We start from the raw sequence: 18,680 nt of genomic DNA, 5'->3' as shown, positions 1-18,680 counted from the left end.
TCCTTTTTTGTTTTTATCTCATAATGAGAAAAGCGATACCACTGACGAAAAACAGTCCGAGGTATTGCTTTCAAATCGAATTAGCCCAAAACGGATCGAGCCGATTAGTAAGAATGAAGATTACCAAGAACGATCGAGTAAACGGTCAAAACTACTGAAGACTTGTGCACACTTCATCACTCGGCCATGACCTTGACCTTGCGTTTTCACTAACTCAACATTTTCAATCTCTTCAGCGGCTTGTGCAGAAATACTGTACTTAGTGAACTTATCCTGCTCATCATGAACAATGATGGCTGGAGACGAGCGCTCAGCCAAACGCTTTAGCGGATCAATTGACTGTAATGGGTAACCAAATTGATCTTCAACTTCTGAAACCACAGCATTAAAAAGCTTCATCGAATAACCTGAACGCGCAATGCTACCGAATAGGTTCTCTACGTAATTCAATACCGGTGCAATAAGCAGTAAAGGCTTGTTTTCTAATTTGCTATGTCTGCACTCAAGAGCAGAAGCGGTGCCCATGCTGCGCCCAACTAGACCAACAATATCGTCTACCGTATCTAACACATCTTCTAACCCTTTGACAAAACCCGGAATGTGCCCATACTGCCCTTCACTCTCACCATGTGCTGGATGATCGTATGCCAAAGCGGTGAACCCTTTCGACGCAATATGTTCCATCAACGGATAAAACTGACTTGCGGTGCCAGACCAACCATGAGTTAACACCCAAATAGGTCCAGAGCCCAAAGTGTAGGTTTTGATAATGCCTGCATGCCCTTTAATTTCACCCTTGGTAAGTCCTTGAGGTTCGGTGTTTTTAGGTGCTGTGCGAGCAGGTGTCAGGAGCAACTTACGCGCGGTATTCTTTGCATGGGAAGGGGCCAGCGTATGGTGTAAACGCGTACTGATGTTCACCAAACTGCGCTTAATACTGAAACGTTGCGATGTATTAAAGTAAATTTTTTCACTCATGATTATGTCCTTAACTATCAGCTAAGCACAAAAATAGAACGGTCGTGCTTTTTATGCTGATAAGAAAGAGCGAACTCAGCCGCTCTTTATGATTTTATGTCTACAAATCTGGAAAGCGAATAACTGGTATCAGCCTTTCCAGCGAGAAAATAAGTTGTCGATCCCTTGCCAAAACAGGCGCAAGCTTTCTTCCTCACCTTTAATTGAGTAAAAAACATGCGCACTCAAATAAAGACCGTATAAATCAAACGTTGCTTGGCGTGTATCTAAGTCTGCTGCAAATTCTTGCTTCTCTTTGCCTTTCGTTATTTGGATCTCCAAATAGCTCAGCCAAGTGTCTATGGATTTACGCAGTCCGGCCTGAAGTGGGCAATCTTTATCTGCCGTGTCATTCCAAGCGTCTAGAAACATACAACTTCCTTGAAATGCGTGGTTCCAAGTCATCCAAGAGTCGAGCAACCCTCGAATTTTACGTTCGATATTGCCATCCCCTGCTTCACGAACAGGCTCAATAACCCGAGCAGCGAACACTTTATTGGCGTGCTCCAATACCGATAGTTGTAAATTCAACTTCGAATTGAAGTGAGCAAACAGACCACTTTTCGACATACCGCATTGCTTGGCTAACTCACCAATCGTAAGACTTTCTAATCCGTCTTCGCTGGCGATCTCAAAAGCCCGTTGCAGAATAAACTCTTTTGTCACTTTTCCTTTTTGCATAATCTTATTTTTAGCACGATCGTTCTTTTTTGCAATCTAGAGTTAACTGGTCTAACCATACATTAGTGTCATTTTCGACTCGCTAATCACGTATTGAGTTGGTTAATGGGTTAATAATTAAGAAGTTTGAAGTAAGTCTTAAATTTAAACACAGCTTCAGTGTAAGCGCGAGTCTGTTGACTTTTTCACGCATTAATTCAGCCACAACCTGCTACTTTCACCTAAGTTTTTTTTATTTAGGTAAGTAATGTAATGGCAAAGAAACAAAAAATAGCCAGCTTAGAGTTTGCGCGTATTATTGCGATGTTTGCAATTATAGGATTGCACTGCCAGATGGCCCTGACATACTGGCAATGGGATGGAATACCGTGGGTTGGCTATATACTCAACCAATTGGCTCGTTTTGCTGTGCCACTGTTTTTTCTCATTTCTGGTTATCTTATCCAGCCCAAGTTAAGCCGCGCACCTATCGAAACACTAAAAAACTACGCCAAACCACTGATGAAGGTTTGGCTCATTTGGAGCGTGATCAGTTTATTGATGCCATTCCAGTGGCAAACTGTCGCTGAGGCGGGGTATCTCGCCGAAAGGCAGGGCTACTGGGGCTACTTAATGTCGACCCCGTTCAATTCACTCGTCGAAGGCGGGCTCGTTCACCTGTGGTTTATTCCAGCTCTGGTCATTGCCGTTGCCTTAATTGCCTTCCTCGTGCATATCAATATGGCTCAATTGGTACTGCCAACCGCCGTATTGCTATACATATACGGCGTGTTTGCTGGCAGTTATTCGACCATTACCGACCTGCCAGCGCCTTTCTTTACTCGTAATGGGCCGTTTTTCAGTACGTTGCTGGTAACACTGGGTTATCTAGCACGAGAAGAACAGTGGCGATGGTCGCGAAACAATACGATTCGATGCATTCTTCTTGGTATGGCGCTGCACTTTGGTGAAGCTTATTGGCTAATGCAACACGAGGTCGCTTTTAATTCTCACGACTTCCTGTTTGGTACTGTTATCTGGGCCGTGGGTGTCGTCATGTGGCTGTTAGTCCACCCACATTTTGGCGATATGCCTTGGGTATTCAAACTATCTCCTAGCGTGTTAGGCATTTATGTTAGCCATCTTCTTGTGATAATTATTATGATGAATGTCGCTGGATTTATCGGGTTGCAACACCTTGAGAAAGATGTGTTTATTTATCCTGCAACGATTGTCGCAACCATACTGCTTGTGAAAGCAATTGAGGCTTCACCGTTGAGAAAATGGCTGCTGCGCTAAATCCATTCAGCGCTCGATATAGCTAGCTCTAACTCAAAAGGGTTAGAGCTAACCAGTTAAAAATGAGATTTTTCTCTCACTGACCAATTTTTGACTTTCTAATCCTTCAGAATTTGCCGTCACTCACAAAAAACATTGTTCATTTCCTTTAAATTGGCTCGACTATTACAACATTGCTCATTAAACGGAGGCTGTATGTGGGCAGGTCAAGGACTCGTTCCTTTTTTAGAGATTAGCCATTGGTTAACTTACGGTTTGTATGCCGCTGTGGTTTTATTTGGCGCAGCAAGCATTGCGTCACTCAGAAAATAGTGGCGCACACTATCATTTCCTAACTCCTACTGTTAATTCGAGCTCTCTCACAACTAACTCATTAATTTGTGGCTAATATTTCTCCAACCAGACAAAGGAGAAATGTCTATGCCAATCTATCCAATTGTAGCTTTCTGCTGTTTGTTGTTCTCTAGCGCCACCTTTGCTGCCCCCACCAATGAACTGAACCTTGTTAATTCTGGTGTCGGTTACGCGGCTCTCATTATCTTTTCGATTGCTTACATACTGGTTATGTTGGAAGAGTATCTGAAAATGAGAAAATCCAAGCCTGTGCTGCTCGCTGCAGGGTTAATTTGGATTCTAATTGGCTACACTTTTGCTCAACACAACCAGCCAGAAATCGCCAAATCCGCACTAGAGCACAACTTGTTGGAATACGCGGAACTGCTGCTGTTTTTGTTAGTAGCGATGACTTACATCAATGCTATGGAAGAGCGCAAACTCTTCGATGCCTTACAGGCGTGGATGGTCGGCAAAGGCTTTGGCTTCAAAAAGCTGTTTTGGCTGACGGGGTTTCTCGCCTTTATTATTTCACCGATTGCCGATAACTTAACCACAGCCCTCTTGATGTGCGCTGTGGTGATGAAAGTCTCTGGTGATAATCCTAGATTCGTGAATCTTGCCTGTATCAACATTGTTATCGCTGCCAACGCTGGCGGTGCATTCAGCCCATTTGGTGACATTACGACCCTGATGGTGTGGCAAGCCGGGCATGTCAGCTTTGCTGAATTCATCCCGTTATTCGTCCCGTCACTGGTGAACTACTTGGTTCCTGCATTTTTGATGTCACTCTTTGTTCCAAACACCAAACCGAATACGATTCACCAACACGTAGAACTGAAACGCGGCGCGAGACGTATTGTCGCACTATTCATTCTGACGATTGCCACCGCAGTCTCTTTCCACGCTTTGCTGCACTTCCCACCCGTTATGGGCATGATGATGGGCTTGGCTTACTTACAATTTTTCGGTTATTTCTTACGCCAAACACTCAAACACTCCTTGGCAAAAAAAGCAGCCATGGCAATTGCCAATGGCGACGATCACGCATTAAAACGCTTAGGTTCAGTCGTGCCGTTTGACGTGTTCCACCGTGTATCTCGAGCAGAATGGGATACCTTGCTGTTCTTCTACGGCGTAGTGATGTGTGTCGGCGGTTTGAGCTTACTTGGCTATCTCGAACTGGTTTCAAACGTCATGTACAACCAATGGAACCCTGTCTGGGCCAACGTGATGGTTGGTGTTCTATCTGCCATCGTCGATAACATTCCGGTTATGTTTGCTGTACTGACTATGGAACCAAGCATGTCGATGGGGAACTGGTTACTTGTCACATTGACTGCGGGTGTGGGGGGCAGCTTGCTTTCAATTGGCTCTGCGGCAGGTGTCGCATTAATGGGAGCCGCGCGTGGTCAATATACCTTCTTTGGCCACCTAAAATGGGCTCCCGTCATCGCCTTGGGTTATGCCGCCAGTATTGCAGTGCATTTGTGGATGAATAGCGGTTTATTTACCTAAAAGCACCGCGCGTCAGGCGCTTAACTTGCGATATAACCTAACGGTCGGATGGATGGTTAACGCCATCCATCACTTCGATAGTTCCCAATTCATATGGGTTGACGCCCTCTAAACAGCCGACATTATAGCCGTACTCACTCGGGTCAGAGCGACGCTGATGGTGCGTATAAATACCACATTCGCCACAGAAAAAGTGCTTCGCTGTGCGAGTGTTAAATTGATACAGCTTCAAAACGTCTTCGCCTTGCACGATACGAATACCATTCAGAGGCACAGATGCCACAATCGCGCCGCGACGTCGACACATGGAGCAATCACATCGTCTCGGCTTCTCAATACCATTAGGTAATGCAAGTTCCAGCTCAACTTTTCCGCAGTGACAACTCAGTCGATGTAATGCGTTGATTTGGGTAGTGCCGACTTTCTTAATCATAACTTTTCCTTGTTGTTTTTCTACCTGTGTACATTATGTTAAACAGGCTAGCATCAGCACAATCTTGTCCAAAAACTCGACATTCATCACTTTTCGCGACATTTTATTGGCCGATTTGTTAGTTGCTATTTTGGCAACTGTTTATCTCGTTGGATGGACGTGTTGTCTCCGGCGCGGTTTTTAAACCAAGGAAAAAATTTTATGGATAAAGATCATAGCCTAAGAGAGAACCTCTTGGCTCTGACGCTCGGCAGTGCGTTAGTGTCGCTTGGGGTAATATTTTTCAGCAAAGTAGGATTGCTCACCGGAGGTACGGCTGGTTTGGCGATCTTCCTTACCAAAGTGAGTGACTTCAGCTTTGGTCAGATATTTTTCGCTCTCAACCTCCCTTTTTATATTTTGTCTGTAATGCGCATGGGATGGCGCTTCACCATTAATACCTTCATTGCGGTCTCGATTGTTTCTTTTGCGGTCGATCATCTGCACCATGTGATTGAAATTTCGCGAATCGAACCTTTCTATGCAGCACTTCTAGGTGGTGGGTTAATTGGGATAGGTATGTTGGTGATTTTCCGTCACAAGATGAGTTTAGGCGGTTTTAACATTCTAGCGTTGTACCTTCAGGAACGTTTTGGGATTCGAGCTGGTAAAGTTCAGATGGCGCTCGATTGTGCCATCGTAGTGATGTCGCTGTTCATTGTGGATGTGCACCTTATCGCTCTATCCATCCTAGGTGCCGTGGCGACAAACTTGATTTTGGCGATGAACCATAAACCAGGACGATACCAGGCAAAAGCGCAAATAGCATAGTCAACATCGTGTAATGAGTGAACTTACAAAATATGAGCCCCGAGCCATTCGCTCGGGGCTTTTTTATTCAACGTTGAGATCATGTCAACGAACTCGTTGTGCAGTATTGCTGCATCCCCACATCCACTCGAGCTTTATATTTCTGGCTAAGATGGAAGTGCACTTGCATCAGCAAATCATGCGCATGGAACAGCTCAAACGCGTCACCACCATTTTGCTGACAAATGGCTTCGCAGCGCTCGGCATGCTGCTTGGCTTGTCCGGCTTCACCCGCTTTGAGTAAACTCATCGCTAAGCGATACTCAGCACGTTCTTCTTGCATCCAACCACCCGCCACTTTCCAGTAATCCAACGCGAGCTTCGCCGCTTCTAGCATCCTCGATTTTTCCACATCCGTGCGCTCAGCCAGCGCTTCATACTGGCACGCCAAGTTGTTTGCTGTGATTGCGATAGAGCGCGCTAGCGGCCCTTCAGCATCTTGTGGTGTCATACCTAGCGCGGCTTTCGCCAGCCATTGGCTCGCCAGTTCAAGCTGAGCAAGCGCAGAAAGTTCATTCGAAATCAAAGCGTAAACTCGTCGTTGGTCTTGCTCTTCCAATAATTCCATATTGACAGTGCCATCTACGAAGTAGCGCGCAACGGCAATATTGCGTTGCAATGCCGAACTCTCGGCAACCTTGCGTTCATCAAAGCGCTCTAAACAAGCAAGAAACGGTTCTGGACGCTGGAGGTGCCCAATCGCGGTGTGCAGCATCAATGCGAATATTCGCTCGATGTGGTTAACGTTTTCCACCTCACTCAGAGCCGTTTCCAATTGAGCATAAGTTTGTTCGGGCTGTGTTTCGTGATGCTGCCAACACTCACTCATGAATGCATCAAAATCCGTTTTGAAAGGCATGTCCTTATTATCCTTTTTCTATTCGTATAACGAATATGAAACTCTACACTATCGTTTCCCCTGTGTAGCACGCTTGAATCGCCTCACTTAAAGCGGTGTACCTTGCTCCAACGCAAGTAAACGTTGCTTGCGCTCTACTCCACCAGCATACCCTGTCAATTTACCGCTTTTGCCAATAACGCGATGACAAGGCACCACGATAGAAATAGGATTTTTGCCGTTTGCCAACCCAACAGCGCGCACAGCTTTAGGGTTGCCAATCGCGTTGGCGAGATCTTGATAGCTCCACGTCTCGCCGTATGGAATGGTCGTTAGTGCCTGCCACACTTGATTTTGAAAATCCGTGCCTGTAGCCGCCAAAGGCAGCTCAAATTCATTACGTAGGCCAGAAAAGTATTCATTCAACTGGGTAACAGCTTGGCGCAAAACTGGGTGTTGATCGTCTCGCGCTCCCAGTTCACTCGGCTTAGTGGTGCATGTTTCAAACCAAATGCCAAGCAAGCCCTCAGTGTTAGATTGGATGGTCACCGTTCCTAATAGGCTCGGCATTTCGGTATAAAATGTTTTCATGATTGATTCCATAAGTGAAACGTCGCGTAGCTTCCCCAAGGGGCCGCAGTGTGCGTATTCAGTGATGGGTAACGCTGCATCGCCTTTTTCACCACTAAGTCTTTATCTAAAAAGCAATCGGGTTGAGATTGCCCTCGCAGTTGAGCATAACTAACTGTCCAAGGTCCAATGCCTTTCAAGGCTAGCCACTGCTGGGGGGCGGCTTCTGAGTTGTCCTGCATGAACTGGGCGAAGCGCACTAGCGTCTCTTTACGGCTTTGCGGCATGCGCAAAAAGCTCACGTCGGTATTCGCTATCGCATCTGGTGTCGGGAAAAAGCGTTTTTCTGACTCTCCACTAAGTGTGGTCACCAATAAGTTAAGTTGACCAACCGCGGCTTTAACCGACACTTGCTGGCCTAAAATCGCTCTAACCCCTGCTTCCCATGCATTCCATACACCAGGAATACGAATACCTTTACTCGACACGAGCCCAGGCGCGACATACTCCAAATGCTGCTCAACAGTACAAATATCAGCGTCAAGATCGAACATACGACGAATGTCAGACACCAAGTTTTGCAGCTTCGTTACGTCTTCAATTTCAAACGCTAGCTCTAGGTACCCTTCACCTTTGGTCGCTTTAAACCATGCTTTACTGGTATCCAGACAAACGTTGCGCTGATAACTCTCATCACTCACCAGCTCAACTCCCTCAATCGCTCGTAAACGGTAGAAGTTCAGCATGTGCTGCCAATTCAATTCACCTCGATAAGGCAAGGCAATTCGATTGCTACCCATACCGTCAAACTCTTTGCGACGGACTTGAGAAGGCGTCAATTTGAGAAACTTTTGGAAAGCATCGTTAAAGCGGCGTGTACTATTAAAACCGGCGGCGAAGCCTACTTCGGTGACCGACATAGAACTGGAATGAAGTAACTGTTTGGCGAACATTAATTGTTGATATTGCGCATACTGCTTGGGTGACATGCCTAGATACTGCTCAAACAACATACGTAAGTAGCGATCCGAAATCCCAACACGCTCTGCTAGCCCAGACACCGAGTGGTGATGCAACTCCCCTCGATCAATTAACGAAATCGCTCGTTGAAAGGTCGTTTCTACGCCTTTCCATGCCCAAGAACCCGGCGCGCTATCAGGTCGACAACGCAAACATGGACGGTACCCCGCTTGGAGAGCTTGCGCTTTATCGGTGAAGTACTCTACGTTTTCTTCTTTAGGTAAATTAGCCGGACAAATTGGGCGACAAAAGATCCCCGTTGTTTTCACAGCCACATAAAATCGCCCATCAAAGCGGCTGTCTCGCGCGACTCGCGCCTTATGACACTGCTCGAAAGTCAGTGAGGTATGGGGGTGAATAAACATAGTGCTTTCCTTGCTCATGCCTTTTGTCATTTATTGTTCATAGGCATCGTTCAATATAATGTTATTGTAGCTTGCTTAAGCGTCTACAATTAGCCATTTTCGGAACTCAATATTGAGATTTATTGGCATTAGCGCTTTTGTACACTAAAGTTAGATTCAGAACATCACAACAACGTCGGCTAAAGGGAATTGGCATGGACTTACACACTTGCGTAATTGTACTAAGAAACCAAAAGGTTATTACCAGTAAATCCGTAGATCATTCAATTGGAATTATCGAACGAGACTCAGATAACGAGATCTCAGAAATTCAAATTAATGCCACGGATGGGCGTAATATTCGAACCTATCACTACAACAATGTAGAGGAGTCACTAGAGAGCTTAATGAACCTCTGACGGTTTTCTTTAACACACCTTTCTCCCTTGTTAATAGCGAAAGCAATAGAGCACAGCAACCTGTGCTCTTTTTTTGTTTAACAGCAAAAATGTTTATCGAAAATAATGATGGAACCTGATTTAAAACACGACAAAACTGGCATAAAAAACTCATAAAAAACACTCAAGAAACTGATTAAAAATAACAAAAAACCGTTATTCAATTTTTTAGAACGAGTTTATCAAAATACTCCCGTTATTTTTATTCTCACCGCCACCTAAACTGTTCTCAACAGCACGGGAGCACACGCTTCCCACTCATTGAAAAGAGTCAGAGGACAGAATCATGAAAGCACTATTACAGAAAATCACCACTTCAAACGCAGGTTACAGCGCACTATCACTTCGCATTCCAATCGGCATTATCTTTATGGCGCACGGCGCACAAAAACTGTTTGGTTGGTTTGGTGGCTATGGGTTAGAAGGTACAGGTCAGTGGATGGCATCCATCGGTTTAGGTCCTGGCGTGCTAATGGCATTCCTTGCTGGCAGCGCAGAGTTCTTTGGCGGCTTGTTCATCTTGCTTGGCCTACTAACTCGCCCAGCCGCCGTTGCTTTAGCGTTCACGATGGTGGTAGCGATATTCTCCGTCCACTTTGAAAACGGTTTGTTCATGGCAAACAACGGTTATGAGTTTGGCTTAGCTTTACTTGCAGCAAGTGTTTCACTGGCGTTCTCTGGCGCAGGTAAAGCAGCATTAGATAACTTCTTGAACAAAAAGCTCTCTTAGGGAGGCCTTATGATTACGGTAAGACTTGCAGCAGACCGAGGTCGAGCAAACTTTGGTTGGCTTGATAGCAAACATACGTTTTCTTTCGGTAGCTATTACGATCCTCAACATATGGGCTTTTCTGAATTGAGAGTCATCAATGACGATGTAGTCCAACCTGGCGCAGGTTTTGATACACATGGCCATCGTGATATGGAGATCATCAGCTATGTGCTGGATGGTGTTATCGCGCACAAAGACAGCGAAGGTAACGTGAAAACATTACCTGCTGGGGAATTCCAACTCATGTCGGCAGGGAAAGGGATTTACCACAGTGAGTACAATGCGTCGAACCGCGACACGCTGCGCTTTCTACAAATTTGGATTCAGCCAAATACATTTGGAACCAAACCAGGTTATCAGCAAAAAGATTTTGGTCGCACGCCTGGATTAACAACTATCGCGACTCCAACAGGAGAAAACGGTACGCTACTTATTAAGCAAGATGCCACATTACATCAGTTAATTCTTGAACCAAATAGCGAACTTAACTTTGAAATAGAATCGGGTAGAAACTTATTCGTTCACCAAGTAACGGGGAGCCTTAGCATCGACAATACCACCTTGACAGCAGGCGACGGCGCGAAGATCGAACAGCAAAGTAAGGTTGTTTTACGCAATACATCAAACGAGAGCACAACCGCCCTGCTATTTGACTTGCCATAACTATCGATTCATCGAGATAAAAAAAAGCCGCCTGGATCTTCCAAGGCGGCTTTTTAATTTCTCTGAGTCTTCACTCAACGCTATTCGTCGGAAATACCGGAACCAATTTGCTGAAAACTGTAAGCTGTCAGTGGATCAATCTCTTTAACAATTTCTTCCACTTGCTTAATCGCGTCTACAGACGAGCTAGCTTTACGATAGCTCAAATAGATAGGGCGACACCAATCTTCTACGCCAGACACCTTGTGAAGCTGCCCATTGGCGATAAATGGCTCTACCAGAGAGATGGGTAAGTAAGCGGCACCGCCCTTCTCCAAAATAAAGTCCAATGCTATACGCGCTGTTGAGGTGCGTAGATACGGAGCCGGGATCTTAGGGTGACGTTCAGAATGTTCTGATGAGAAGCGCGTTCCCCAATCCACATACACGTATTTGTTTTCAAAAACGGTGTCTAAAGAGTCTTTCTCAGTCGATACCAGAACGAGAACAACATCAGCCACTTTTTTGCAGTTAAGCTCATCAGCTTTGATTTGGTCGAACGCAAATGCCATATCTAACGTGCGCTCTAGCAAGCTGCGACTGAGCATTTCCCGCCCCATCACTTCAGCCATGAAGCCATAGCCTCCAAATGAATCCGTGACGACACTTAAACAGTTCTGCAAGTAGGCGTCCCAAATATTTGGCGTACCACCTAACGTTAATTGCAGCGCTTTACCATCTTCAAGCGATAACTCTAGCTTCGCTTGTTGCAATGTGGTGACCATCACCTCTGCATAACTGATTAAGCGCTCACCTGCAGAGGTCAACTTTATGTTATTTCGATCACGAATAAACAATTGCGTATCGAAGTAACTTTCCAATTGTTTGATACGTGCGCTCACTGCAGCTTGGGTAATATAAAGATTCTCAGCGGCGCGTCCGAAGTGACGAACCCTTGCCAGCTCTAAAAATGTTCGAAAGACTTTTACATCCATAAACCATCTCCTGGTTAATATAAAACCAGATTAACAACTAATTAAAATCATGACGACAAAAAAGTTTTGTTTTTCTTTTGTTAGCTTTACGCCTAATTTTCGCCGTAGTTCACTACATTCATCAATAACGGTTACAGAGGCTGTTGACATGTCTGACACTGAATTCCGTCATGGCAAAAAACGTTTTTACGACAACGTAAAATTCCCACGCGGCTTTGCAAAGTCTGGCGATTTTACTCTCTCGGAAGAGGAAATCCTAACAATTTATGGGGATACTATGCTTGGCTTAGAGTCAGGCGAATTAACACCTGAAAATAGCGAAGAGAAACACTTCATCAAGGTGCTAGAAAACCCAGGCAAAGCAAAAACAAAACTTGAGCGTACGTGGCTAAAGTACACCCAACTTGCTCGTGGTCGCAAGCGCTTCCACACGCTAAATGGTCGTAATAAGCCTGACGCGACAGAAGATTACATTGAAGAGAGTTTGGTCGAAGACGATTAATAACCAAATAAACTAATTCTCGCCTTTTTCTAGCAGTAGGTAATAGGCGAAAGCTCGTTTGGTTTGACTGAGCGAGCAAAACAAGCTCATTTCTTCTCCTAAAGCCCAAGGGCGCGTTCTCCCAAGGGCTTTTTTAGTATTTAGTGCTAGTCTACTTGGCAAGCATCGCGATCTTTTTCAAAAAGCTCTCTTTCAAGTGCTCTTGGTCGTACTCCAATTGATAGGTATTGTGGAAGCCAACCTTTAGCTCAACACCATTCCCTCGTAAGAAAACGTTGTACCCGTCGTAATCGGAAAACGCTTCTACACCTTCATACATTTTGCCAAATTCGGTTGGTGTACCGTTGTTCATCACACATTCGTAAGCCTGTAGTACTTTGCTCGGATCTAACTCATTTTTCATACCGAATTCCTCACTGGTTTACACATTTCAATTATGGTTAAGGAATGAGCGTCGTGCCATGTCCATCCCATAATATTTGAAGTTCGTGTGCGGTTTCACACTCTGTAGGTTGTTAAAAAACAAGGTTAAGTGCGAAGACAGAACTTAATTTAGATCATAAATTTTATCTATCAATTCGTCAGTTTCATAATGCAATTTCTTTGTAAAAAATCGGCTTATAAAAGCATTTAGATATAAAAACAGTCGATAAAATCAACACTGGTTAAAGAAAAAGCAAAATTTTGACCTAAAACAATAGCAGTTCGTCATTACTTATTTTATAATGCGAATTAATGTTTCGGTACATCGTAAATTCCAATAACTAGGGGCACAAAATGAGACTTATCCCGTTAACTCGAGCAGCACAAGTAGGTAAGTGGGCAGCTGCGCATATCGCTAAGCGTATCAACGACTTTAAACCTACTGCTGAGCGTCCATTCGTTCTGGGTCTACCAACTGGTGGCACTCCTCTAGCAACCTACAAAGCCTTAATCGAGCTTTACCAAGCCGGCGAAGTGAGCTTCAAAAACGTCGTGACTTTCAACATGGATGAGTACATTGGCATCCCTGCGGATCACCCAGAGTCTTACCGCTCGTTCATGTACAACAACTTCTTTAATCACATTGATATCCAAGAAGAAAACATCAACCTACTGAATGGTAACACTGACGATCACGACGCAGAATGTAAGCGTTACGAAGACAAAATTAAGTCTTACGGTAAGATCAACCTGTTCATGGGCGGCGTGGGTAACGACGGTCACATCGCGTTCAACGAGCCAGCGTCATCTCTGTCTTCTCGTACTCGCATCAAGACACTGACTGAAGACACTCGCATTGCGAACTCTCGCTTCTTTGACGGCGATATCAACCAAGTGCCTAAATACGCACTGACTATCGGTGTGGGTACACTGCTAGACGCAGAAGAAGTGATGATTCTGGTAACAGGTCATAACAAAGCTCAAGCACTTGAAGCAGCAGTAGAAGGTTGTGTAAACCACCTATGGACGGTTTCTGCACTTCAACTTCACCCTAAAGCAGTGATCGTATGTGACGAGCCAGCTCAACAAGAACTGAAAGTGAAGACAGTGAAGTACTTCTCGGAGCTAGAAGCGGAAAACATCAAAGGTTTTTAATCCATAGGATGACAGCCTAGATGCACGCTAAAAATACGAAACCCGTGATTGATCACGGGTTTTTTCTTATCTGAACAGCGGGCTTAAGTCGTTAATAAGCTTTAATACCAAACTGACGAAGACGCTTAGGCAGCACTTCATCTAACTTGTCTAGTTCACTCGGTTCGACTTCGATAAGGTTAAAATGATGCTGCTCATACACAGTACGAATGGTCTCACGGTCAGCCTCAGCCATCTCCCCAGTATCACTTCCCCAAAACTGCAAATAGACTTTACCACCTGGCAAATAAAAGTCACTGGTGACATCTTGGTCAATCGGCAGCTGACGTTCATAAGCGTGCACCACACCAGCCAAGTACAGCCAGTTGTCGATGAGCAACTCCCCCTTAGAGCGCACGTAATGCCCATCTAATGTTCGGTGTTTGGCTTCAAACTTTTGGCGAAAGCTTGAGTACGATTTATCCGTGGAGTGTGACTCGGCATCTTGCCCTAAAAATTCAATGACAGACTGCTTAAGACGCTTATTACGCAGCACCACATCGTGCCATACGACAAAGGTATTTTGTGTCTCTTTATCGGTTCTTTGCTGGCCACCAGCGCGTATACCAGCTTCAGTGACACTCCAACCTTCTTCAGATTTGGCGATCCACCCCAACTCACTCAACAGTTGGTTCATGCGCTTCGCATTCAGTTTCAGCTTTTCACCCAGCTGCGTGGCGCTTAATGTTTTCCCTGAGCTGGAAGTCAGCTCAATATGTAAATTGGTCGGCCAGACGATGAACTGGCCAAATTTAGGGTGATCCACATATTCGCCGCCAAACTTGGCGCCTTCTTCCGTCAGAATCCATTTTTCGTCTTGACGAACAATGTAGCCAGCACGTTTGAGATCGGCAAACAACAGCTTGGCTTCAACCTTGCGCATTTTCGCTAATGCCGACGTCGATATTTTTTCAGACATGTGGGTACCTCATGCTGCTGTAGAACTGAACACTATGTCATCATAGTAACGTATTGATTTCACGGCTTGAAGTCAGAGAAACTAGATTTCGTGTTACAAATAACAAAGCCAATCTCAAGGGACTGGCTTTGTTAAGTTGAAAGAAGCGGGGGCTATTTAATAAAAGCAATGCAGCCTTGCAAAATCACTAAGTTCACAATGTCGATGAAGAATGCACCGACAATTGGTACTACCATAAATGCTTGTGGTGATGGACCATAACGACTCACGATAGAGCCCATATTCATGACCGCAGTCGGTGTGGCACCTAAACCGAAACCACAATGTCCACTGGCGATCACCGCGGCATCGTAATTACTGCCCATCATGCGGAATGTTACGTAATAAGTGAACACCGCTAGTACGGCAGACTGAATAGCAAGAATAATAAGGAATGGGATCGCAAGATCAAAGATATTCCACAATTTCAAGCTCATCAGAGCCATGGCAAGGAACAGCGATAGCGAAACCGTACCAAGAATATCAACGGTTTCTAAATCAACCTTGCGCACCTTGGTCACTTCCATGATATTGGTGATGACAACACCAATAAACAGCGCATAAACAAAATCTGGGATCATCAACCACTTGATGCCAAAACTGCTCACCCAACTCTCCAGATAGCTCGCGCCTGTCACGCAAAGCAAAATAATGGATAAGCTTTCTACAACTCTTTTCGCCGTGACACGATCTTCTTCATGTTCGTTATAGGTCACCAATTCAGGGAAACTCTGATGGCTTTGGTTGGTGCGTCCGTATTCCGATTCTAAGTTGTGCTTGTTGAGTAACTTTTGCGCGACAGGGCTGCCAATAATCCCGCCCATGACCAAGCCAAACGTAGCAGAAGCCATCGCCACTTCTAGGACATTGTGCAAACCATACATTTCTTGAAAAGTTTGCGACCACGCCGCACCAGTTCCATGTCCGCCAGAAAGCGTAATAGAGCCGGCGATCAACCCCATGAGTGGATCTAACCCCAATGCGGTAGCTAAGGATACGCCGACCGCATTTTGGATAAGAATGTAGACCGATGCCACAACAAGGAAGATGAAAACCTTCGCACCGCCTTTAATAAGTTGGGTGTAATTCGCGGCTAAGCCAACCGTCGCAAAAAACATCAGCATAAAGGTGTTTTGCAGTGGCAAATCAAATGATACATCCACACCATTTAAGTGCATCGTCGTGATCACGCAAGCCACGACTAGACCACCAACAATTGGCTCTGGGATATTGAATTTCTTTAAGGTTGGTAATTTGGTGTTAATGAACTGCCCTAAAAATAACACGCAAATTGCGACGAGAAACGACTCTTGTGGGCCGATAGATATTACCTGATTCATGAGACCTCTTTACTCTCCTCTTTCTCATTCATTGAGCAAGCGCTCAACGTGAGATAGGTGCCTAAGTCAATCAGATTGCCTCTCGAACCTTTTGTTTTCTAGGGTGTATTTGCCACAAATTCTCATCAAGTAAGAAATGGATGCACCCAAAATCCCACTGATTATCATTATATGAGAATACCAATACCAAGCTGGTGGTAAATACCTTGATTGGATTAGAAAAATAACACTTCTCAACTTATGAGAAGTGTCTAATTTATGTTCACAATAAAGTCTTCAAAATAGCTATCACATAGGTAGATATTTAGGGAAAGCGAAGGCTGGAACATACGCTTAATTTTAAATTATTACTTTCTCTCCGGCACACTAGGTGTTATACCTATATATAACACCATTTCAGCCAAGAGATTCACTCATGACCAATTGGCATGATCGCCAACCGATTTTTCGACAGTTGGCTGACCAGATCACTCAACAAATACTGCAAGGTATCTGGCAAGAAGGCGATGCTCTGCCCTCCGTTCGTAGCATCTCTGCGGATATGAAAATTAACCACCTCACCGTCATGAAAGGCTATCAATTGCTTGTTGATGAGGGGTTAGTGGAGAAAAAGCGCGGTCAAGGTATGTTTGTCGCTTCAGGGGCAAAACTAAAATTGCTCGCAGACGAGAAGGCACGTTTTCTTCAACAACAAATTCCTCAGATAGCCGACACAATACAGCGTCTGGATATGTCACTCGACGAATTCATTCAACAACTAAAACCACACTTGAAAGGTGACCAATGAGCGCATTAGTCAGTGTAAACAACGTCTCCAAGCAATATCAGCAACAAGGAGAAGCACTGCATGAAGTGAGTTTCGACCTACATGCAGGACAAGTACTTGGCTTACTCGGCCATAATGGCGCAGGTAAATCAACGCTTATTAATGCCCTACTCGGCGCACATGAATATCAAGGCACTGTTCGTATCAACGGATTTGAACCCATTATGCAACGCGACAAAATAATGCGGAGCTTATCCTATATCTCGGATGTGAACGTTCTGCCAGATTGGATGACTGTCGCTCAACTGCTTAACTATACCGAAGGCGTGCATCCAGGGTTCAATCGCGCTCAAGCAGATACGCTGCTTCGTCAAACGGACATCAAACCTCGTGCGCGCATCAAATCTTTATCCAAAGGGATGAAGGTGCAATTGCACCTCGCGATTGTAATCACGACTAACACCCAAATCCTCATATTGGATGAACCGACACTCGGGTTAGATCTCGTGTATCGTGATACGTTTTATCGTCACTTATTGGAATGGTTTCACGACGGCGAGCGCGTGTTGATCATCGCCAGTCATGAAGTATCAGAGATTGAGCACTTACTGACTGATGTGCTGATTCTCAAGCATGGCCGCCCTGTACTACAAACCTCGATGGACAGTATCAGTGAAGACTACTTTATCCTTGAGGCCAACGACGAATACCGCACACAAATTGAAGCGATGAACCCACTCTCGTCACAAAAAGGGCTCGGTTCAACGAAATGGTTACTCGCTGCCCAGTATGCCCAACAAGCAGAAACAATGGGGGCCATCCATGGAGTGAAGTTAGCGGATCTATTTTTAGCATTGCAGAAGGAGGCAGCGTAATGCGTTCAGTTGTCGCGATGTTGCAAAAAGAGTGGTTGGAAAACCCTCTTGTTTTACGTATTCCACTGTTTGTGTTGGCATGTGGACTTATTCTCTTTGTCAGTTTAATGAGCAACGACACTCTACAACACAATATGTTTTTCCAAATGAGCTTTGGTGGCGATGTCAGTGACATTCACAAAGAGCTTGGTGACGATGTAAACATGTTGATCACCGGCGGGGCGGGACTGCTGTCTATCTTATTAGCCGTTCAATACTTCCCGAGAACACTGCGCAAAGAACGCGCGGAGGGCAGTATTATGTTTTGGCGTAGTATGCCGGTCAGCGACATAAAAACTCACTTAGTGAAGCTAGGGTTTGGCTTATTGGTGATTCCGCTCGTTTGCTCGGCGCTTGTGCTCGCAGCAGATTTGATGTTGTGGTTGCTGAACATCTCTACCGATCACCAATTGGCTTTATTGTACCGCCAAGCCTCGTTAGGTTACGTGCTGCTGCATTGGGGAGAGTTTTTAATCAGAATGTTGTTCGCCGGTATTCTACTGTTACCGCTGGCATTAACCGCAATGGCTATTTCTCAGAAAGTGAACTCACCACTGGTCATTTTGTTTATCGCCATTTATGCGCTGCGCTGGATGCCAATCGCACTATTTGGCTATTACGGCCTAGATCAGTTCTTCTCCGAAGTGCTTTACCTTCCACTGCACGCCATTGTTGCACCAAGCCCATTTAATGCAATTCCTCAAGCGGGTTGGTTAAACGTTGGCATTTACGCTTTCGTCGGCGTTCTTGGTTGGACAGCTAGTCTCAAGTTCAGCCGAACCATTCAATAATCCGTCGTTCGATAAACGGCCAAAATCGAGCCATAAAAAAACGG

The 18,680-nt window shown here is 45.0% G+C and carries 21 protein-coding genes; 11 read left to right on the top strand and 10 right to left on the bottom strand.

The window, feature by feature from the left end:
* Positions 1–120: 120 nt before the first annotated feature.
* Both EX191_RS09010 and EX191_RS09005 read right to left on the bottom strand, forming a co-directional pair.
* Positions 121–978, bottom strand: coding sequence for an alpha/beta hydrolase (locus EX191_RS09010; protein ID WP_193447600.1), 858 nt, complete (start codon positions 976–978; stop codon positions 121–123).
* Positions 979–1,107: 129 nt separating this feature from the next.
* On the bottom strand, positions 1,108–1,698 hold the full coding sequence (locus EX191_RS09005) for a TetR/AcrR family transcriptional regulator (RefSeq protein ID WP_005392013.1): 591 nt from the start codon (positions 1,696–1,698) through the stop codon (positions 1,108–1,110).
* Positions 1,699–1,950: 252 nt separating this feature from the next.
* Here EX191_RS09005 and EX191_RS09000 point away from each other — a divergent pair, with 252 nt between their 5' ends.
* Positions 1,951–2,976 (top strand): acyltransferase, encoded by a 1,026-nt coding sequence (locus tag EX191_RS09000; protein ID WP_193447599.1) that lies wholly within the window; start codon positions 1,951–1,953, stop codon positions 2,974–2,976.
* A gap of 420 nt (positions 2,977–3,396) precedes the next feature.
* Positions 3,397–4,827 (top strand): sodium:proton antiporter NhaD, encoded by a 1,431-nt coding sequence (nhaD, locus tag EX191_RS08995; RefSeq protein WP_005392020.1) that lies wholly within the window; start codon positions 3,397–3,399, stop codon positions 4,825–4,827.
* Between the two features lie 37 nt (positions 4,828–4,864).
* Here the strand turns inward: nhaD and EX191_RS08990 are convergent, their stop codons facing one another.
* Positions 4,865–5,260, bottom strand: coding sequence for a GFA family protein (locus tag EX191_RS08990; protein WP_006740934.1), 396 nt, complete (start codon positions 5,258–5,260; stop codon positions 4,865–4,867).
* A 201-nt stretch (positions 5,261–5,461) separates the two neighbouring features.
* Here EX191_RS08990 and EX191_RS08985 point away from each other — a divergent pair, with 201 nt between their 5' ends.
* Positions 5,462–6,070 carry a DUF6198 family protein gene (locus EX191_RS08985; RefSeq protein WP_193447598.1) on the top strand — a complete coding sequence of 203 codons (609 nt, stop codon included), beginning with the start codon at positions 5,462–5,464 and terminating at the stop codon, positions 6,068–6,070.
* Between the two features lie 79 nt (positions 6,071–6,149).
* Here the strand turns inward: EX191_RS08985 and EX191_RS08980 are convergent, their stop codons facing one another.
* The 3 genes from EX191_RS08980 to EX191_RS08970 all read right to left on the bottom strand — a co-directional run bounded on the left by EX191_RS08980 (position 6,150) and on the right by EX191_RS08970 (position 8,902).
* On the bottom strand, positions 6,150–6,968 hold the full coding sequence (locus EX191_RS08980; protein ID WP_193447597.1) for a hypothetical protein: 819 nt from the start codon (positions 6,966–6,968) through the stop codon (positions 6,150–6,152).
* A gap of 87 nt (positions 6,969–7,055) precedes the next feature.
* Positions 7,056–7,538: a methylated-DNA--[protein]-cysteine S-methyltransferase gene (locus EX191_RS08975; RefSeq protein WP_193447596.1), complete on the bottom strand. Its 483-nt coding sequence runs from the start codon at positions 7,536–7,538 to the stop codon at positions 7,056–7,058.
* Positions 7,535–8,902, bottom strand: a complete 1,368-nt coding sequence (locus EX191_RS08970; RefSeq protein ID WP_193447595.1) for an AlkA N-terminal domain-containing protein — start codon at positions 8,900–8,902, stop codon at positions 7,535–7,537. Before EX191_RS08970 ends, EX191_RS08975 begins: the two co-directional genes overlap by 4 nt.
* A 194-nt stretch (positions 8,903–9,096) precedes the next feature.
* On the opposite strand from EX191_RS08970, the gene EX191_RS08965 reads away from it, so the two are divergent.
* The 3 genes from EX191_RS08965 to EX191_RS08955 all read left to right on the top strand — a co-directional run bounded on the left by EX191_RS08965 (position 9,097) and on the right by EX191_RS08955 (position 10,774).
* Positions 9,097–9,300, top strand: a complete 204-nt coding sequence (locus EX191_RS08965; RefSeq protein WP_017633816.1) for a hypothetical protein — start codon at positions 9,097–9,099, stop codon at positions 9,298–9,300.
* A gap of 325 nt (positions 9,301–9,625) precedes the next feature.
* Positions 9,626–10,069 carry a DoxX family protein gene (locus EX191_RS08960; RefSeq protein WP_006740929.1) on the top strand — a complete coding sequence of 148 codons (444 nt, stop codon included), beginning with the start codon at positions 9,626–9,628 and terminating at the stop codon, positions 10,067–10,069.
* 9 nt (positions 10,070–10,078) lie between these two features.
* Positions 10,079–10,774, top strand: a complete 696-nt coding sequence (locus EX191_RS08955; RefSeq protein ID WP_167427136.1) for a pirin family protein — start codon at positions 10,079–10,081, stop codon at positions 10,772–10,774.
* Positions 10,775–10,854: 80 nt separating this feature from the next.
* Here EX191_RS08955 and EX191_RS08950 read toward each other — a convergent pair whose 3' ends face one another.
* Positions 10,855–11,748 carry a LysR family transcriptional regulator gene (locus tag EX191_RS08950; RefSeq protein ID WP_046875618.1) on the bottom strand — a complete coding sequence of 298 codons (894 nt, stop codon included), beginning with the start codon at positions 11,746–11,748 and terminating at the stop codon, positions 10,855–10,857.
* A 148-nt stretch (positions 11,749–11,896) separates the two neighbouring features.
* Between EX191_RS08950 and EX191_RS08945 the strand changes: the two genes are divergently transcribed.
* Positions 11,897–12,250, top strand: coding sequence for a MaoP family protein (locus EX191_RS08945; protein WP_005392041.1), 354 nt, complete (start codon positions 11,897–11,899; stop codon positions 12,248–12,250).
* 151 nt (positions 12,251–12,401) lie between these two features.
* Here EX191_RS08945 and EX191_RS08940 read toward each other — a convergent pair whose 3' ends face one another.
* On the bottom strand, positions 12,402–12,653 hold the full coding sequence (locus EX191_RS08940) for a DUF3081 domain-containing protein (protein WP_005392042.1): 252 nt from the start codon (positions 12,651–12,653) through the stop codon (positions 12,402–12,404).
* A 374-nt stretch (positions 12,654–13,027) separates the two neighbouring features.
* Between EX191_RS08940 and nagB the strand changes: the two genes are divergently transcribed.
* Positions 13,028–13,828 carry a glucosamine-6-phosphate deaminase gene (gene nagB / locus EX191_RS08935; protein WP_006740926.1) on the top strand — a complete coding sequence of 267 codons (801 nt, stop codon included), beginning with the start codon at positions 13,028–13,030 and terminating at the stop codon, positions 13,826–13,828.
* Positions 13,829–13,919: 91 nt separating this feature from the next.
* Here the strand turns inward: nagB and EX191_RS08930 are convergent, their stop codons facing one another.
* Positions 13,920–14,786: a glycerol kinase gene (locus tag EX191_RS08930; RefSeq protein ID WP_139059720.1), complete on the bottom strand. Its 867-nt coding sequence runs from the start codon at positions 14,784–14,786 to the stop codon at positions 13,920–13,922.
* Positions 14,787–14,938: 152 nt separating this feature from the next.
* Positions 14,939–16,165: a sodium/glutamate symporter gene (gene gltS / locus EX191_RS08925; protein ID WP_006740924.1), complete on the bottom strand. Its 1,227-nt coding sequence runs from the start codon at positions 16,163–16,165 to the stop codon at positions 14,939–14,941.
* A gap of 415 nt (positions 16,166–16,580) precedes the next feature.
* Here gltS and EX191_RS08920 point away from each other — a divergent pair, with 415 nt between their 5' ends.
* From EX191_RS08920 to EX191_RS08910, 3 genes are read left to right on the top strand one after another with little or no spacing between them, the layout of a single operon-like run.
* Complete coding sequence (locus tag EX191_RS08920) at positions 16,581–16,952, top strand: GntR family transcriptional regulator (RefSeq protein WP_005392046.1); 372 nt, start codon at positions 16,581–16,583, stop codon at positions 16,950–16,952.
* Positions 16,949–17,806: an ABC transporter ATP-binding protein gene (locus EX191_RS08915; RefSeq protein WP_193447594.1), complete on the top strand. Its 858-nt coding sequence runs from the start codon at positions 16,949–16,951 to the stop codon at positions 17,804–17,806. Before EX191_RS08920 ends, EX191_RS08915 begins: the two co-directional genes overlap by 4 nt.
* Positions 17,806–18,636, top strand: a complete 831-nt coding sequence (locus EX191_RS08910) for a hypothetical protein (protein WP_114322669.1) — start codon at positions 17,806–17,808, stop codon at positions 18,634–18,636. Before EX191_RS08915 ends, EX191_RS08910 begins: the two co-directional genes overlap by 1 nt.
* The last annotated feature ends 44 nt before the right edge of the window (positions 18,637–18,680 follow it).

This window comes from Vibrio chemaguriensis (assembly GCF_012275705.1).
GTDB lineage: Bacteria > Pseudomonadota > Gammaproteobacteria > Enterobacterales > Vibrionaceae > Vibrio > Vibrio diabolicus.
The sequence above is the reverse complement of the archived record's forward strand: the minus strand, read 5'-3'. Positions and strand labels throughout refer to the sequence as shown.

Excerpts from the sequence above, each read along its gene's own strand:
- EX191_RS09010 (WP_193447600.1), bottom strand. The coding sequence starts at position 978 with ATGAGTGAAAAAATTTACTTTAATACATCGCAACGTTTCAGTATTAAG.
- EX191_RS09005 (WP_005392013.1), bottom strand. The coding sequence starts at position 1,698 with ATGCAAAAAGGAAAAGTGACAAAAGAGTTTATTCTGCAACGGGCTTTT.
- EX191_RS09000 (WP_193447599.1), top strand. The coding sequence starts at position 1,951 with ATGGCAAAGAAACAAAAAATAGCCAGCTTAGAGTTTGCGCGTATTATT.
- nhaD (WP_005392020.1), top strand. The coding sequence starts at position 3,397 with ATGCCAATCTATCCAATTGTAGCTTTCTGCTGTTTGTTGTTCTCTAGC.
- EX191_RS08990 (WP_006740934.1), bottom strand. The coding sequence starts at position 5,260 with ATGATTAAGAAAGTCGGCACTACCCAAATCAACGCATTACATCGACTG.
- EX191_RS08985 (WP_193447598.1), top strand. The coding sequence starts at position 5,462 with ATGGATAAAGATCATAGCCTAAGAGAGAACCTCTTGGCTCTGACGCTC.
- EX191_RS08980 (WP_193447597.1), bottom strand. The coding sequence starts at position 6,968 with ATGCCTTTCAAAACGGATTTTGATGCATTCATGAGTGAGTGTTGGCAG.
- EX191_RS08975 (WP_193447596.1), bottom strand. The coding sequence starts at position 7,538 with ATGAAAACATTTTATACCGAAATGCCGAGCCTATTAGGAACGGTGACC.
- EX191_RS08970 (WP_193447595.1), bottom strand. The coding sequence starts at position 8,902 with ATGTTTATTCACCCCCATACCTCACTGACTTTCGAGCAGTGTCATAAG.
- EX191_RS08965 (WP_017633816.1), top strand. The coding sequence starts at position 9,097 with ATGGACTTACACACTTGCGTAATTGTACTAAGAAACCAAAAGGTTATT.
- EX191_RS08960 (WP_006740929.1), top strand. The coding sequence starts at position 9,626 with ATGAAAGCACTATTACAGAAAATCACCACTTCAAACGCAGGTTACAGC.
- EX191_RS08955 (WP_167427136.1), top strand. The coding sequence starts at position 10,079 with ATGATTACGGTAAGACTTGCAGCAGACCGAGGTCGAGCAAACTTTGGT.
- EX191_RS08950 (WP_046875618.1), bottom strand. The coding sequence starts at position 11,748 with ATGGATGTAAAAGTCTTTCGAACATTTTTAGAGCTGGCAAGGGTTCGT.
- EX191_RS08945 (WP_005392041.1), top strand. The coding sequence starts at position 11,897 with ATGTCTGACACTGAATTCCGTCATGGCAAAAAACGTTTTTACGACAAC.
- EX191_RS08940 (WP_005392042.1), bottom strand. The coding sequence starts at position 12,653 with ATGAAAAATGAGTTAGATCCGAGCAAAGTACTACAGGCTTACGAATGT.
- nagB (WP_006740926.1), top strand. The coding sequence starts at position 13,028 with ATGAGACTTATCCCGTTAACTCGAGCAGCACAAGTAGGTAAGTGGGCA.
- EX191_RS08930 (WP_139059720.1), bottom strand. The coding sequence starts at position 14,786 with ATGTCTGAAAAAATATCGACGTCGGCATTAGCGAAAATGCGCAAGGTT.
- gltS (WP_006740924.1), bottom strand. The coding sequence starts at position 16,165 with ATGAATCAGGTAATATCTATCGGCCCACAAGAGTCGTTTCTCGTCGCA.
- EX191_RS08920 (WP_005392046.1), top strand. The coding sequence starts at position 16,581 with ATGACCAATTGGCATGATCGCCAACCGATTTTTCGACAGTTGGCTGAC.
- EX191_RS08915 (WP_193447594.1), top strand. The coding sequence starts at position 16,949 with ATGAGCGCATTAGTCAGTGTAAACAACGTCTCCAAGCAATATCAGCAA.
- EX191_RS08910 (WP_114322669.1), top strand. The coding sequence starts at position 17,806 with ATGCGTTCAGTTGTCGCGATGTTGCAAAAAGAGTGGTTGGAAAACCCT.